Source organism: Streptomyces sp. NPDC046557, assembly GCF_040645975.1.
Classification (GTDB): domain Bacteria; phylum Actinomycetota; class Actinomycetes; order Streptomycetales; family Streptomycetaceae; genus Streptomyces.
The window spans coordinates 99,123-112,866 of sequence record NZ_JBEYZH010000012.1 but is presented as its reverse complement, the minus strand read 5'-3'; the positions used below and the strand labels follow the sequence as shown (position 1 = coordinate 112,866).

At 74.6% G+C, this 13,744-nt stretch carries 9 protein-coding genes; 6 read left to right on the top strand and 3 right to left on the bottom strand.

The window, feature by feature from the left end:
• Positions 1 to 19: 19 nt before the first annotated feature.
• Complete coding sequence (locus tag ABZ934_RS21415; RefSeq protein WP_361315453.1) at positions 20 to 4,051, bottom strand: FHA domain-containing protein; 4,032 nt, start codon at positions 4,049 to 4,051, stop codon at positions 20 to 22.
• Positions 4,052 to 4,496: 445 nt separating this feature from the next.
• Here ABZ934_RS21415 and ABZ934_RS21410 point away from each other — a divergent pair, with 445 nt between their 5' ends.
• Together ABZ934_RS21410 and ABZ934_RS21405 are read left to right on the top strand one after the other, a co-directional pair.
• Entirely contained in the window at positions 4,497 to 6,212 is a 1,716-nt protein-coding gene (locus ABZ934_RS21410; RefSeq protein ID WP_361315450.1) for a protein kinase, read from the top strand.
• Positions 6,213 to 6,379: 167 nt separating this feature from the next.
• Positions 6,380 to 7,636, top strand: a complete 1,257-nt coding sequence (locus ABZ934_RS21405; RefSeq protein WP_361315448.1) for a serine/threonine-protein kinase — start codon at positions 6,380 to 6,382, stop codon at positions 7,634 to 7,636.
• A gap of 103 nt (positions 7,637 to 7,739) precedes the next feature.
• Here ABZ934_RS21405 and ABZ934_RS21400 read toward each other — a convergent pair whose 3' ends face one another.
• The gene (locus tag ABZ934_RS21400; protein WP_361315445.1) at positions 7,740 to 8,786 is read right to left on the bottom strand and encodes a 2-oxoglutarate and iron-dependent oxygenase domain-containing protein; all 1,047 of its coding nucleotides are present in this window, start codon (positions 8,784 to 8,786) and stop codon (positions 7,740 to 7,742) included.
• 317 nt (positions 8,787 to 9,103) lie between these two features.
• Between ABZ934_RS21400 and prfB the strand changes: the two genes are divergently transcribed.
• Complete coding sequence (prfB, locus tag ABZ934_RS21395) at positions 9,104 to 10,213, top strand: peptide chain release factor 2 (RefSeq protein WP_361315442.1); 1,110 nt, start codon at positions 9,104 to 9,106, stop codon at positions 10,211 to 10,213.
• A 94-nt stretch (positions 10,214 to 10,307) separates the two neighbouring features.
• Here prfB and ABZ934_RS21390 read toward each other — a convergent pair whose 3' ends face one another.
• The gene (locus tag ABZ934_RS21390; RefSeq protein ID WP_361315440.1) at positions 10,308 to 10,496 is read right to left on the bottom strand and encodes a hypothetical protein; all 189 of its coding nucleotides are present in this window, start codon (positions 10,494 to 10,496) and stop codon (positions 10,308 to 10,310) included.
• Between the two features lie 275 nt (positions 10,497 to 10,771).
• Here ABZ934_RS21390 and ftsE point away from each other — a divergent pair, with 275 nt between their 5' ends.
• From ftsE to ABZ934_RS21375, 3 genes are all read left to right on the top strand, one after another.
• Positions 10,772 to 11,461, top strand: a complete 690-nt coding sequence (ftsE, locus tag ABZ934_RS21385) for a cell division ATP-binding protein FtsE (RefSeq protein ID WP_136214444.1) — start codon at positions 10,772 to 10,774, stop codon at positions 11,459 to 11,461.
• Positions 11,462 to 11,470: 9 nt separating this feature from the next.
• Entirely contained in the window at positions 11,471 to 12,466 is a 996-nt protein-coding gene (gene ftsX / locus ABZ934_RS21380) for a permease-like cell division protein FtsX (protein WP_361315437.1), read from the top strand.
• A gap of 83 nt (positions 12,467 to 12,549) precedes the next feature.
• A complete protein-coding gene (locus tag ABZ934_RS21375; protein ID WP_361315435.1) occupies positions 12,550 to 13,740 on the top strand; it encodes a S41 family peptidase in 1,191 nt (396 codons plus the stop codon).
• Positions 13,741 to 13,744: the final 4 nt, after the last annotated feature.

Here is a 13,744-nt window from a genome sequence, read left to right as displayed (position 1 = left end):
CCCGGTGGGGCGCGGTGGGCTAGGGGGCCGCCGGGAACAGCACGGGTATCGCGGAGACCAGGTGCGAGGCCCGGTCCAGGGCACTGGCCAGCAGTGCCAGGTCCGTCGGGCCGTTGCCCAACTCGCGGACGGGCCGGCGGGCCGGTGGATCACCCATCCGCCGCCACTCCAGCGGAACCACCGTCGGCCTCGACGTGGCGGTCCGTGGAATGCGTCCGGTGACCCGGCCGCCCTGGAAGGGGACCGTCCGGCCGTCGGCGTAGTGGAGCAGGCCCCGGCCGGGGCCCGGCTGGTCGGGGGCGTCGAGTTCGACCCGAAGCGTGGCGAGGCGGGCCGGTTCCGTGCCGGCCGTACGGTCCGGGCGGGCGCTGGTGGCCACCAGGTGCACCCCGAGCCGGGCGCCCTCGCGGGCCAGGCCCTCCAGGATGCGGACCACCGAACCGGCCGCGGGCCGGCCCGTACTGCCGAGGCCGGGCGCCACCAGCGCGTCGAAGTCGTCCACGAGGACCACCAGGCGCGGCAGCGGACCGGGCCCGGCGGCCGCTCCGGTCCGGGGGGCGGAGGCGCGCAGCCGCAGGGTGCCGGTGCGCTGGGAGTCCTCGTCGCCGATCGTGCCCGAGGACGGGGCCGCGCTCCGGCCCTCCTCCGGGGCGGGCCGGCGGGGCGAGACCATCCGGTCCGAGACCTCGCGCCGTGCGTGCCACTCGGCGAACGTCACGCCGTCCAGCAGCTCGTGCCGGCGCTTGAGCTCGGCGCCCAGCGCCTGCGCGAACTCCCGCATGCGCAGCGGGTCGGAGGCGACCAGGTGCGCCGAGACGTGCGGCAGCTCGGTGCAGGGCAGCAACCCCTCGCCGCGCTCGCCGCCGGCCCCGTCGATCAGCAGCAGGCCGAGCCGGTCGGGACGGGCCCCGGCGCACAGGGAGGCCGCGATCGAACGGAGCAACTCCGTACGCCCGCTCCCCGGCGGTCCCTCGATGAGCAGGTGCGGGCCGTCGTGGACCAACTCCACCCCGACGGGGCCGCGCCGGCCGGCACCGAGCACCGCCTCCGCGAGCCCGCCGACGGTCTGGCCCTGCCCGGTGGCGGCGGCCCAGCGGGCCATCAGGGACGCCGGGGTGGCCCGGGCCAGGCCGAGCTCGTCGAGCAGCCGGCAGGTCTGGGGCAGGCTGGCGGCGGCCGGACGGTAGCCGCCGGCGGCGACCGCCTCGGCGCGCAGCGGGGCCAGGGCGCGGGCGAACCGCTCCGCCCAGGCGGCGGAGACGGCGTCGGCGACGGCCGTCGTGCCGGGGCGGACGGGTGCGCCGCCGTTGACCGGGAAGGTCCGTACGGCGGTGGCGACCTCGCCGCTGAGCACGGCGACCGCCCCGCAGGACCGGAAGGCGGGGGTGCTCGCGCAGGCCGCCTCGTACGTCTCGGCGAGCGGGCTCGCGGGGGTGGCGGCCGGGGCCTCGGCGAGTGCCAGGAGGTGGATGCCGGCGGCGGGGCCGTGCGAGGCGAGCCGCGCGGTCACCTCGCGGAGGGCACCGGTTCCGGGGTCGCCATCGAGGACGACGAGGGTGTACGGGCCCTCGTACGCGGACGCGGCCCGGCGGACCGCGTCGGTGCCGGCCGTGGCCCAGCCGGTGCCGAGGGGGCTGTCGTCGAGGCGCCGGGTCAGCTCGCCGGTGCGGGCGGCGGCCTGCTCGCGGTCGTGGGCGAGCAGCAGACGGCAGTGCTGGCCGTGGGCGGGGCGGACGTGCGGGAGCCAGCCGAGCCAGTCCCAGTCCGTGGCCGGATCCATCGCGAGCAGCACGATCTCCAACTGCGCGGGGGAGTGGAGGGCGGCGAGCTGGGCGATCACGGAGCGGGCCACCCCGGTGAGGCGGGGGCGCGGCCCCGCGATGCCGAGCGCGCCGGCCTCGCGCAGGTCGACGCGGCTGCCGGCGCCGAGGCCGACGTCGAGGGCGCCGGGCGGGCGGGACCAGAGCCGGCCGGTGGGCCCGAGCGCGGCGAGCAGCAGCGCGGCGGGGTCGTCGGTGGCGGGTGGGGCGACGGGCGGCGCCTCGGCCTCGACGGCCGGCTCGGCGATGTCCTCCCCGCGCACCCACTTGCGCGCCCAGGCGCCGATCCCGCGCCGGCGACCGGCTCCGGCGGGCACAGCCGAACCGCCGGGCGTGGGCCACACCGCGGCGGGAGCGCCCACCCGAGGCGTCCCGCCGCCGACGGACAGGTGGTCGGGCCGTCCACCGGCGCCCTGGGTTTCCGGCCCTTGCGGGGCGGGGGAACCGTGAGCGGGGGTGGGCCAGGCCGTACGGGGGGCCTCGCCGTGAGGGACGTGCGCGCTGCCGGGCCGGGCGCCGGGCCCGGCCGGGGCGGACCGAGCGGCCCCACCGTCCGGGCGGGGCCCGGTGCCCGGCGCGGGGACGCCGTGGGCGCCGGGGTAAGAATCTCGGCCGGACCGGCCGTGCGCCGGGTCCGGCGCGGGGACGCCGTGGGTGTCATGGCGCGGGACGCCGCCGGGCTGCGCTCCCGGCCCGTCCGCGAGGTTCGGCGCCGCGGGGCCGTGGGCCCCCGGGTAGGGGGTTTCGCCGGACGGGCCGGGCCCGGGGTCCGACGCCGGGACGCCGTGGGCGCCCGGGTAGGGGGTCCCGCCGGGCCGGGCTTCCGGCCCGCCGGCAACGGCCGACCAACCCGTGCGGGGGGCGCCGGGGTGGTGCGTTGCGGAGGGGTGCGGTGCGCGGGAGGTGTCCGGCCGGTCGGGGTCGGGCCGGCCCGTTCCGGGCACGCCGGGGTGGCTTGCGTCGGAAGCGGCGGGGGCGGCGGCGGGCCGGTCCGAACCGGAGGCGCCGGGGTGGCTTCCGGCTGACGCGTGCCGTGCGCCGGGGTGCCCGCCGGCGGGAGGGCGTGGTGATCCGCCGGACCCCGGCCTGTCGGGGGCGTCGGCCGCCCAGCCCGTAGTGGGCTGCGCCGGAGCGGCGCGGTGCCGGCTCGCGGTGTCCTGCCCGGCGGTGGGCCACGCCGTGCCGGAGGCGCCGGGGTGGACGCCACCGCCCTGGCCGCTCCCCGCGCGCGGGACCTCGGGGTCGTGGGCCGCGCCCCCGCTTCGGGAAGGGGTGGGGTGGGGGATCAGCCCCGCATGGCCACCCCGCCCCGCGCTCCCGACCGCCTCGGCGCGGTGGCCGTACGCCCCCGCCCCCGGAGTGCCCTGACCGCCCGCGGCCGGCAGATCCGCGCCCGGCCCGTCCGCTTCGCCGTAGGCGCCCGCGCCTGGGCCGTCGTAGCTGCCGGTGCTCCTCGTGGACCCCGTACCGGAGTCGCCGTAACCGGCGTATCCCGCGTATCCGGTCGTCCCGGCGGCCGACGCTTCGTACCGCCCATCCGCCTCCGCGCCCGGCCCCCGGACACCGTCGGAGACCCCCGGCAGGGCCAGGTGTCCCTCCATGTCCGGCGTCAGCGGCAGGACGGGCTCCGTGTTGCCCGCGGCCAGTCGGAGGGTCGATTCGCCGACGCGCAGCAGCGAGCCGGGCGCCAGCGACACCGCCCGCGCGCCCACCGGGGCCCCGTCCAGCGTCGTGCCGTTCGTCGAGTCGAGGTCCGCCACCGTCACCCGCCCGTCCGGCAGGACCGTCACCGTGCAGTGCAGCCGCGACACGTCCGGGTCGTCGAGCGGTACGTCCGCGTCCGAGGACCGCCCGATCCGGACCGCCCCCGGGTGCAGCAGGTGGACCCCGCCCGCGTCCGGTCCGGCCACGACCCGTAGTTGCGGGGCGTCCAGACCCTCCTCGGGCAGCACCGGCACGACGTCCGGCACCGGCATGTGCAGCGCCAGCACGGCCCCGTCCACCAGCGGCGGCTCGCCCAGCATCCGGCGCTGGGGGTCGAGCCGTTCTGCGCCCGCGTACAGGACCACCGTGCCGCCCGTGTCGGGGCCGCCCACGGTCGCCGCGAGCGCCGAGGCGACCGCGGCCAGCGCGGTACCCGCGGGCGCGGTGACGAGCACGTCACAGCCGGCGGGCGCGGTCGCGGTCTGGTGGCCGCTGCGCGACCCGAGGACGGTCAGCCGGATCTGCATCGCCGTCAGCGGTCCCTTCTGCGCGGAGCGCAGTGCACGGTGCGCGCGCCCGGGAAAGGGGACGGCCGGGCGAGCCCGCCCGATCACCCCCCGCCCGGCACGGACGCGTCGTCCGGTCAGGTCTGCCGGAAGGCAGGGCTCCCGTCCCGGCCGTTCCGTACGGGTGCATCCTCGCACCTGTCACGGACAACACGCCCGGACCCCGGCAATAAATGATCTTGATTGATCATCGTCCCACGCGCGCATCGCACACATACGGTCAACGGCCTGCCGAAAATCGCCTCCGGCATACCCCGCAAACCTCACCCTTCGCACATATGTGCGGCAACCAACCTCCGCCGCTCGGCGTCTTCCCTCGGTACACCCCCTAGAGTGGGCCGGAAAACACAGCTCGGAATCATCCGAAACCAGACGACAGAAACACGACAGCAGGGGAGCGCGAGACGTGCGGCCAGTGGGCAGCAAGTACCTGCTTGAGGAGCCCCTCGGGCGCGGCGCCACCGGTACCGTCTGGCGGGCCCGCCAGAGGGAGGCCGCCGGCGCCGAGGCAGCCGTCGCCGGACAGCCCGGCGAGACCGTGGCCATCAAGGTCCTCAAGGAGGAGCTGGCCCAGGACCCGGACATCGTCATGCGCTTCCTGCGCGAGCGTTCGGTCCTGCTGCGCCTGACGCACCCCAACATCGTCCGCACCCGCGACCTCGTCGTCGAGGGTGACCTGCTGGCCCTGGTCATGGACCTGATCGACGGCCCCGACCTGCACCGGTACCTCCGCGAGAACGGCCCGTTCAGTCCCGTCGCCGCGAGCCTGCTGACCGCCCAGATCGCGGACGCGCTCGCCGCCAGCCACGCCGACGGCGTCGTGCACCGGGACCTGAAGCCCGCCAACGTCCTCCTCGACGAGCGCCACGGCCAGATGAAGCCGATGCTCACGGACTTCGGCATCGCCCGCCTCGCCGACTCTCCGGGCCTGACGCGCACGCACGAGTTCGTCGGTACCCCCGCCTACGTCGCGCCCGAGTCCGCCGAGGGCCGCCCGCAGACCTCCGCGGTCGACATCTACGGCGCCGGGATCCTGCTCTACGAACTGGTCACCGGCCGCCCGCCGTTCGCCGGCGGCACCGCGCTCGAAGTGCTCCACCGCCACCTCAGCGAGGAGCCGCAGCGCCCGCCGAGCCTTCCCGAGCCGGTCTGGACGGTGATCCGGCACTGCCTGAGCAAGGAGCCGGACGAGCGCCCCAGCGCCGAGAGCCTGGCCCGCGGCCTGCGCGTGGTCGCCTCGGGCATCGGCGTGCACTCCTCGCCCGCCGAGGTGGAGGCCGCGCTGGGCGTGGGCGCGCTGCTGGCGCCCGACCCCTCGCCCGCGCCCGTACCGACGGCGCCGGGGGGCGCCGACGCGACCCAGGTGCTGCCCGCGGGCGCGTCGTCCCCGATGGGCGGCGCCTATGACCCCAACGCCATGACCAGCGTGATGCCCCCCGTCGGCGGGGCCGACGCGACGACCGTGCTGCCGAGCACCGGGGCGCCGGCCGCCGACGCGACGTCCGTCATGCCGCCGGTGGAGCGGCCGGACCAGCCGCACCCGTGGCAGTCGCAGATGCGCGCGGCCCGCGACCGCAACGAGCAGACGCAGATGCAGTACCTCAGTCCCGACGACGACCCCCTGCGCCGCCGCCCGCAGCGGCAGGCGCCCCCGCCGCCCCAGCAGCCCCCGTACCGGCAGCAGCAGCAGTACCAGCAGCCGCAGCAGTACCAACCCCAGCCGCCGCAGTACCAGCAGCCTCCCCAATACCAGCCCCAGCAGCAGCAACCCCAGTACCGGCAGCCCCAGCACCAGCCCCAGGCCCCGCAGCAGCCCCAGTACCGGCAGCAGCCGGTCCGGCCGCAGGCGCCGCCGCCGCAGCAGCCGGCCCCCCGGGAGCCGCGCGAGCCGCGCCGCCGCAGCGCCAACCCGGTCCGCATCCCCGGGCTCGGCTGCCTCAAGGGCTGCCTGGTGATGATCCTGCTGTTCTTCGTCGCGGGCTGGTTGGTGTGGGAGCTGACCCCGCTCCAGGAGTGGATCGGCACCGGCAAGGGGTGGTGGGACCAACTGTGGACCTGGGGCCGGGACGCCGCCGACTGGGTCTCCACCCTCGGCGACTCCACCGGCGGCCAGGGCTCCTGATCCACCGTCACGACCGGCTCGGCACCGACTTCGTGGATTTGTCGACTTCTGGGACGTGATTTCGCCCGCAGAAGTGAAGGTCGCCGCGAATCGGACCCCCTACTGGCCTAAAACCCGCACCCGGCCGCGTAGCTTTGGTGCGTACGCCAGCCGCTGAGGGAGCAGTCGTGGCACGGAAGATCGGCAGCCGGTACACCGCGCACCAGATCCTTGGGCGCGGCAGCGCGGGCACGGTGTGGCTGGGCGAGGGGCCGGACGGGCCCGTCGCCGTCAAACTGCTGCGCGAGGACCTCGCGTCCGACCAGGAGCTGGTCGGACGCTTCGTCCAGGAGCGCAGCGCGCTGCTCGGCCTGGACCACCCGCACGTCGTCTCCGTCCGCGACCTCGTCGTGGACGGCGACGACCTCGCCCTCGTCATGGACCTCGTCCGCGGTACGGACCTGCGCACGCGCCTCGACCGGGAGCGGCGGCTGGCCCCCGAGGCGGCCGTGGCCATCGTCGCGGACGTCGCCGACGCGCTGGCCGCCGCCCACGCGGCGGGCGTCGTGCACCGCGACGTCAAGCCGGAGAACGTCCTGCTGGACATGCAGGGCCCGCTCGGCCCCGGCGGCGCCCACCCCGCGCTGCTGACCGACTTCGGCGTCGCCAAGCTGATCGACTCGCCGCGCCGGACCGCGGCGGGCCGGGCGTCGGCGCCCAGCACCCGGATCATCGGCACGCCGGACTACCTGGCCCCGGAGATCGTCGAGGGGCTGCCCCCGCGGGCGGCGGTCGACATATACGCCCTGGCCACGGTGCTCTACGAGCTGCTCGCCGGGTTCACCCCCTTCGGCGGCGGCCACCCCGGCGCAGTGCTGCGCCGGCACGTCACCGAGACCGTCGTGCCGCTGCCCGGCATCCCGGACGAGCTGTGGCAGCTGATGGTGCAGTGCCTGGCCAAGGCCCCGGCGTCACGGCTGCGGGCGTCCGAGCTGTCGGCCCGGCTACGGGACCTGCTGCCGCTGCTGGCGGGGATGCCCCCGCTGGACGTGGACGAGCCGGACGACGCGGACCAGGAGCCCGTGGAGGCCGAGGAGACCGTCCCCGCCGACCTGACGCGGCGGCGGGGCGTGGTGCCGCTCGTCCCGGGCTCGGCCACCGACTCCAACCGGGACACCCACACCTCGATGCGGGTGCCGGGACCGGAGGAGCTGGCGGGCGGCGCGCTCGGCACGGCCCGGGTGCCGCGCCCGGCCGGCGGCCACCGGCCGGGCTCCGCGCGGCACCGGGCCGAGGCGGTGCGCAGGCGCCGGCTGATGCTGTCGGTCTCGGCGGTGACACTGGCCGCGGCGGTCGGCGTCGGCACCTGGCTCGCGGTGTCGGGCGACTCCGACGGCGCCCCGGCCCCTCAGGACGCCAAGCACTCCGCGCCGGCCCGGCCGTAACCTCGGGGCCGCCCTTAGCCGGCCGCCGGCCGCCGCCGGTAGACCGGGCCCGGCCGTCAAGCCACGGGCCGGCCGTAGGACCGACCGGCCCGTGGGACCCGGCCTACGCCGAGACCAGCTCGGGGTGCCAGCGGCGCGCCACCTCGGGGTGGGCGCGGACCCAGCCCTTGAGCTCGTTGCGGCCGTACTCCGCGTGCAGCGGGTTCGACGCGTCGTGCGCCACGCCCGGCGCCGCCCGCAGGTAGTCGCCCGGCACCGTCTCCACCACCGCGTCCAGCCGCGGGTTGTAGAAGAACGGCACCGAGAACCGCTCCACCGCCCCCGGCGGGCTCACCACCCGGTGGTCGGTGGCCGTGAAGTAGCCCTCCGTCGCGATTTCCAGCAGCTCGCCGAGGTTGACGACGAACGCCCCCGGCCGCGGCGGGATGTCGACGTAGCCGCCGTCCCGCACCACCTGGAGTCCGCCCACCGAGTCCTGGAGCAGCAGCGTCAGGAACCCGTAGTCCTTGTGCGCGCCGACTCCCTGGTCCGCGCCGGAAGGGTCCGACCCCGGGTAGCGGATCAGCTTCGTATGCAGGTGCGGCCGGTCGGCGAAGGCCGCGTCGAAGAAGTCCGGCGGGGCGCCGATCGAGGCCAGCAGCTCCTGGAGCAGTCGGTGGGCGACGGAGGCGAGCCGCGCCTGCCAGTCCAGCACCACCTCGCGCAGCTCCGGCAGCGCCTCGGGCCACTGGTTGGGCCCCTCCAACCACAGGTACGCCGGGTCGTCCGGCCCCAGCTCCGGCGCGGGCCGCTCCGCGCCGACGTCCAGTTGGTCCCGCCAGTCCGAGGCCCCGCCGGTCAGCTCGTGCCCGATCCGGGTGTAGCCGCGGAAGTGGGGCGAGTTCAGGTTGCTGACGGCCAGCCGGTCCGCCTCGGGAAGCTCGAAGAAGGCCCTGGTCAGCTCCAGGATGCGGGCCGTCTCGGCCTCACCGATGCCGTGCCCGGTCAGGTACAGGAACCCGGTGTCGCGGGCGGCGGCGTGCAACTGCTTGAGGAAGTCGGCGCGCTCGGCGGGGTCGTCCGCCCGGGACAGGTCGATGACCGCGAGCGAGGGGACGGAGGAGGCCGGGGAAGCGGAGGAAGACGAAGGAGAAGGGTGCGCGGACGGCATGACGGCTCCGTTTCGGATGTCACGGGGTCCTGTTCCCCGGAGGTGGCGGGGGCAGCGGGTGGGGAAGGCCGTCGGCAAGGGTGGCGCCGGGAGGCCGCGTAGCCGCGTACAGGACCGAAGTCGGATCGGGTTTGATCAGGCTTGTGCGAGGTCCGGCGGCAGACAGCTCGTGGTGGTGACACGCATGTGATCCACATGGCGGCGCTTCACGAGTAGAACGGTCATACGGTGAGCGTACGCCCGTACCCACCGTGATCTGTACGGGCCGATCCGGCCTGGCCGGAGAGTGCCGCCGGCGGACCGGCTACGCTGGACCCGTGGCAGTCGTCGATGTTTCCGAAGAGCTGAAGTCCCTCTCCTCGACCATGGGGTCGATCGAGGCCGTCCTGGACCTCGACAAGCTGAGGGCAGATATCGCCGTGCTCGAGGAGCAGGCAGCCGCGCCGTCCCTGTGGGACGACCCGGAGGCCGCCCAGAAGATCACGAGCAAGCTTTCGCACCTCCAGGCCGAGGTGCGCAAGACCGAGACGCTGCGCGGGCGCATCGACGACCTCGCCGTGCTGTTCGAGCTCGCCCAGGAGATGGACGACGCGGAGACCCTCGCGGAGGCGGAGGCCGAGCTGGTCTCCGTGCGCAAGGCGCTGGACGAGATGGAGGTCCGGACCCTGCTCTCCGGCGAGTACGCCGAGCGCGAGGCCCTGGTCAACATCCGCGCCGAGGCCGGCGGCGTCGACGCCTCCGACTTCGCCGAGCGCCTCCAGCGCATGTACCTGCGCTGGGCGGAGCGGCACGGCTACGCCACCGAGGTGTACGAGACCTCGTACGCCGAAGAGGCCGGCATCAAGTCGACCACCTTCGTGGTCAAGGCCCCGTACGCCTACGGCACCCTCTCCGTCGAGCAGGGCACGCACCGCCTCGTGCGGATCTCGCCCTTCGACAACCAGGGCCGCCGCCAGACGTCCTTCGCGGGCGTCGAGGTGCTGCCGGTCGTCGAATCGAGCGACCACGTCGAGATCGACGAGGGCGAGCTGCGCATCGACGTGTACCGCGCCTCCGGCCCCGGCGGCCAGGGCGTCAACACCACGGACTCGGCGGTGCGCATCACGCACCTGCCGACCGGCATCGTCGTCTCCTGCCAGAACGAGCGCTCGCAGATCCAGAACAAGGCCAGCGCGATGAACGTGCTCCAGGCCAAGCTGCTGGAGCGGCGCCGCCAGGAGGAGCAGGCCAGGATGGACGCCCTCAAGGACGGCGGCAGCTCCTGGGGCAACCAGATGCGGTCCTACGTCCTGCACCCGTACCAGATGGTCAAGGACCTGCGGACGGAGTTCGAGGTCGGCAACCCGCAGGCGGTCCTCGACGGCGAGATCGACGGCTTCCTGGAGGCCGGCATCCGCTGGCGCAAGCAGCAGGAGCAGACCGCGTAACCCACCCGGACGTGGCGAGGGCCCGGACACCCGACGGTGTCCGGGCCCTCGTCGTTCGCACGGTGCGGTGACGTCCGATCGGGACGCGGCGCGGCTACGCGGCCTTGGCCACCACCGCGAGGGCGGCGACCAGCACCACCAGCAGCGCGATGAGCGCCATCGGGTTCATGCCTGCGAAGGGGCTCTCCTGCTGGAGGCGCTCCCGGTTCGCCCGGCACACAGGGCAGCGGCCCTGGCTCACGGGTGCGGCGCAGTTCGCGCACACGAGCCGGTCATATGTCATGCGCTCCTCCTCTCGTCCCCTGGTACAGCCGGTACGACCACCGGTACGACGCTCACCGGTATGACCACTACCGGTACAACGGCGCGGGGAACGAGTCCGTTCCCCCTACCACTGTGCCGGCTCCGGCGACATTCGGCGCGGCCCGTCCGGGCAATCACCGTCCCGCCCGCCCCGCGACCCGTGGACATATCGGGCAACTGTGGTGGCCGCGCCCACACCCCGCGCCCGTTCGCGTATGGTCACGCACACCTACTCCCGGCGACCGTGGTGCACCCGTGATCCGATTCGACAACGTCTCCAAGTCCTACCCGAAGCAGAGCCGCCCCGCACTCAGAGATGTCTCGCTGGAGATCGCGAAGGGCGAGTTCGTCTTCCTCGTCGGCTCCTCCGGCTCCGGCAAGTCCACGTTCCTGCGGCTGGTGCTGCGCGAGGAGCGGGCCAGCCACGGACAGGTCCACGTCCTGGGCAAGGACCTCGCCAAGCTCTCCAATTGGAAGGTCCCGCACATGCGGCGCCAGTTGGGGACCGTGTTCCAGGACTTCCGGCTGCTGCCCAACAAGACGGTTGCGGAGAACGTCGCCTTCGCGCAGGAGGTCATCGGCAAGCCGCGCGGCGAGATCCGCAAGGCCGTCCCCCAGGTCCTGGAGCTGGTGGGCCTGGGTGGCAAGGAGGGCCGGATGCCCGGTGAGCTGTCCGGCGGCGAACAGCAGCGCGTCGCCATCGCCCGCGCCTTCGTCAACCGCCCGGCCCTGCTGATCGCGGACGAGCCGACCGGCAACCTCGACCCGCAGACCTCCGTCGGCATCATGAAGCTGCTCGACCGGATCAACCGGACCGGCACCACGGTGATCATGGCGACGCACGACCAGCAGATCGTGGACCAGATGCGCAAGCGCGTCATCGAACTCGAACAGGGCCGTCTCGTGCGCGACCAGTCGCGCGGCGTCTACGGCTACCAGCACTGAAAGGACGCCATGCGCGCCCAGTTCGTCATGTCGGAGATCGGCGTCGGTCTCCGTCGCAATCTCACCATGACCTTCGCGGTCATCATTTCCGTGGCCCTGTCGCTGGCCCTGTTCGGTGGCTCCCTGCTCATGCGCGACCAGGTCAGCGCGATGAAGGGGTACTGGTACGACAAGGTCAACGTCACCGTCTACCTCTGCAACAAGAGCGACGCGGAGAACGCCGCCGAAGCGCAGAAGGACGCGGAGGCGCAGAAGAACGACCCGGGGAAGTCGGGGAGCGGCGGGACCGCCGGCGGGAGCACCACGTGCGCCAAGGGGGCGGTGACCCCCGAGCAGCGGCAGCAGATCGGGGCCGACCTCAAGAAGCTGGACGTCGTGCAGAGCGTCACGTACGAGTCCTCGGACGAGGCGTACAAGCACTACAAGGAGCGGTACGGGCAGACCGCGCTGGCCTCGGTCGTCACCCCCGACCAGATGCCGGACTCCTTCCGGGTCAAGCTGAAGAACCCGGAGAAGTACCAGGTCATCACCTCCGCGTTCGCCGGCCGGGACGGTGTCCAGTCGGTGGCCGACCAGAGCTCCGAGGTGGACAACCTGTTCAGCCTCCTCGGCACGCTCAACATCGCGGCGCTCGGCATCATGCTGATCATGCTGATCGTGGCGCTGCTGCTGATCGTCAACACGGTGCGCGTCTCGGCGTTCAGCCGTCGGCGCGAGACCGGGATCATGCGGCTCGTGGGCGCCTCCGGCTTCTACATCCAGGTTCCCTTCATCATGGAGGCGGCCGTCGCCGGCGTGATCGGCGCGGGTCTCGCGTGCGTGATGCTGGGCCTGGTGCAGTACTTCGTGATCGACCACGGGGTGGACCTGCGGCACAAGCTGGAACTGATCAACTTCATCGGCTGGGACTCCGTCTTCACCAAGCTGCCGCTGGTGTTGGTCGTGGGCCTGCTCATGCCGTCGCTGGCGGCCTTCGTCGCGTTGCGTAAATATCTCAAGGTGTGACGAGCCTGAAGGTGTGACGAGCGCCCCGTGTGAGGTGCGCCCAACGCGGCGTGCGCGCGCGGGCCTTGTCCTAGACTCGGGCCATGCCGGGTCCCCCCGTCCACTGTCCCCGGCCCCGCGACCTGCGTCGCGGGGCCGCTTTGACGTTGGCCTTCCTCGCGGCGGTCACCGTGGGCGCCGGTACCGGGTGTTGGGGTGCGGGCGAGGCCGCCCCGCGGTCGCCGGCCGACACCCGCCCCGCGGCCGCCGCCGCCGAAGTCCCCCGGGACGGGCCACCCACCGCAGACCGGGACGCGGTGGCCCGGGCCGTCGCCGAGGCGGTGGCCGGGGGCAGGTCGGGCAAGCGGGCCGCCGAGGAGGAGGTCAGCCGCAGCGGTGACCGCTGGGGCGCCGTCTACGACCCGGACGAGTACGCCGCCTTCACCGAGGACCTCGACGGCCACTGGACCGGCGTCGGGGTGTGGGCCGGGCGCCGCCGCGACGGCCGCATCGAGGTCGACAGGGTCCAGCCCGCAAGCCCCGCCGCCCGGGCCGGCCTGCGCGCCGGGGACCTGCTGCTCGACGTGGACGGCCGGGCCGTCACGGGGTGCTCCGTCGCCGAGGTGGTGGCGATGCTGCGCGGCACGGCGGGGACCCCGGTCGTGCTGCGCGTGGGCCGGGACGGCGTCGAGCGCACCGAGACGGTCCGCCGCGAGGAACTGAGCGCCGACCCCGTGACCGTACGGCGCCTCACCGACGGCACCACCGTCATCAAGGTCGCCTCCTTCACCCGGGGCTCGGGGGACCGCGTCCGGGACGCCGTCCGCGCGGCCCCGCCCGGCGCGGGCGTCCTGCTGGACCTGCGCGGCAACCCGGGCGGCCTGGTCGCCGAGGCCGTGACGGCCGCCTCCGCCTTCCTGGACGGGGGGCTCGTGGCGACGTACGACGTACGGGGCTCCGAGCGCGCGCTGTACGCCGAGCCGGGCGGCGACACCGCGCGGCCCTTGGTGGCGCTGGTCGACGGGGGCACGATGAGCGCGGCCGAGCTCGTCACCGGCGCCCTCCAGGACCGGGGCCGGGCGGTCACGGTCGGCACCCACACCTTCGGCAAGGGCGCGGTGCAGATGCCGACGCGGCTGCCGGACGGCTCGGTCGCGGAGCTGACCGTGGGCACGTACCGCACACCGGAGGGCCGCAGCATCGACGGGAACGGCATCGCGCCCGACCTGACGGCGGGCGACGGCGTCGAAGACCGGGCCCGTCGGGTATTGGGTGGCCTCGGGGTGGGTCCGTAGTGCG

Excerpts from the sequence above, each read along its gene's own strand:
- ftsX (WP_361315437.1), top strand. The coding sequence starts at position 11,471 with ATGCGCGCCCAGTTCGTCATGTCGGAGATCGGCGTCGGTCTCCGTCGC.
- ABZ934_RS21415 (WP_361315453.1), bottom strand. The coding sequence starts at position 4,051 with ATGCAGATCCGGCTGACCGTCCTCGGGTCGCGCAGCGGCCACCAGACC.
- ABZ934_RS21400 (WP_361315445.1), bottom strand. The coding sequence starts at position 8,786 with ATGCCGTCCGCGCACCCTTCTCCTTCGTCTTCCTCCGCTTCCCCGGCC.
- ABZ934_RS21375 (WP_361315435.1), top strand. The coding sequence starts at position 12,550 with ATGCCGGGTCCCCCCGTCCACTGTCCCCGGCCCCGCGACCTGCGTCGC.
- ABZ934_RS21390 (WP_361315440.1), bottom strand. The coding sequence starts at position 10,496 with ATGACATATGACCGGCTCGTGTGCGCGAACTGCGCCGCACCCGTGAGC.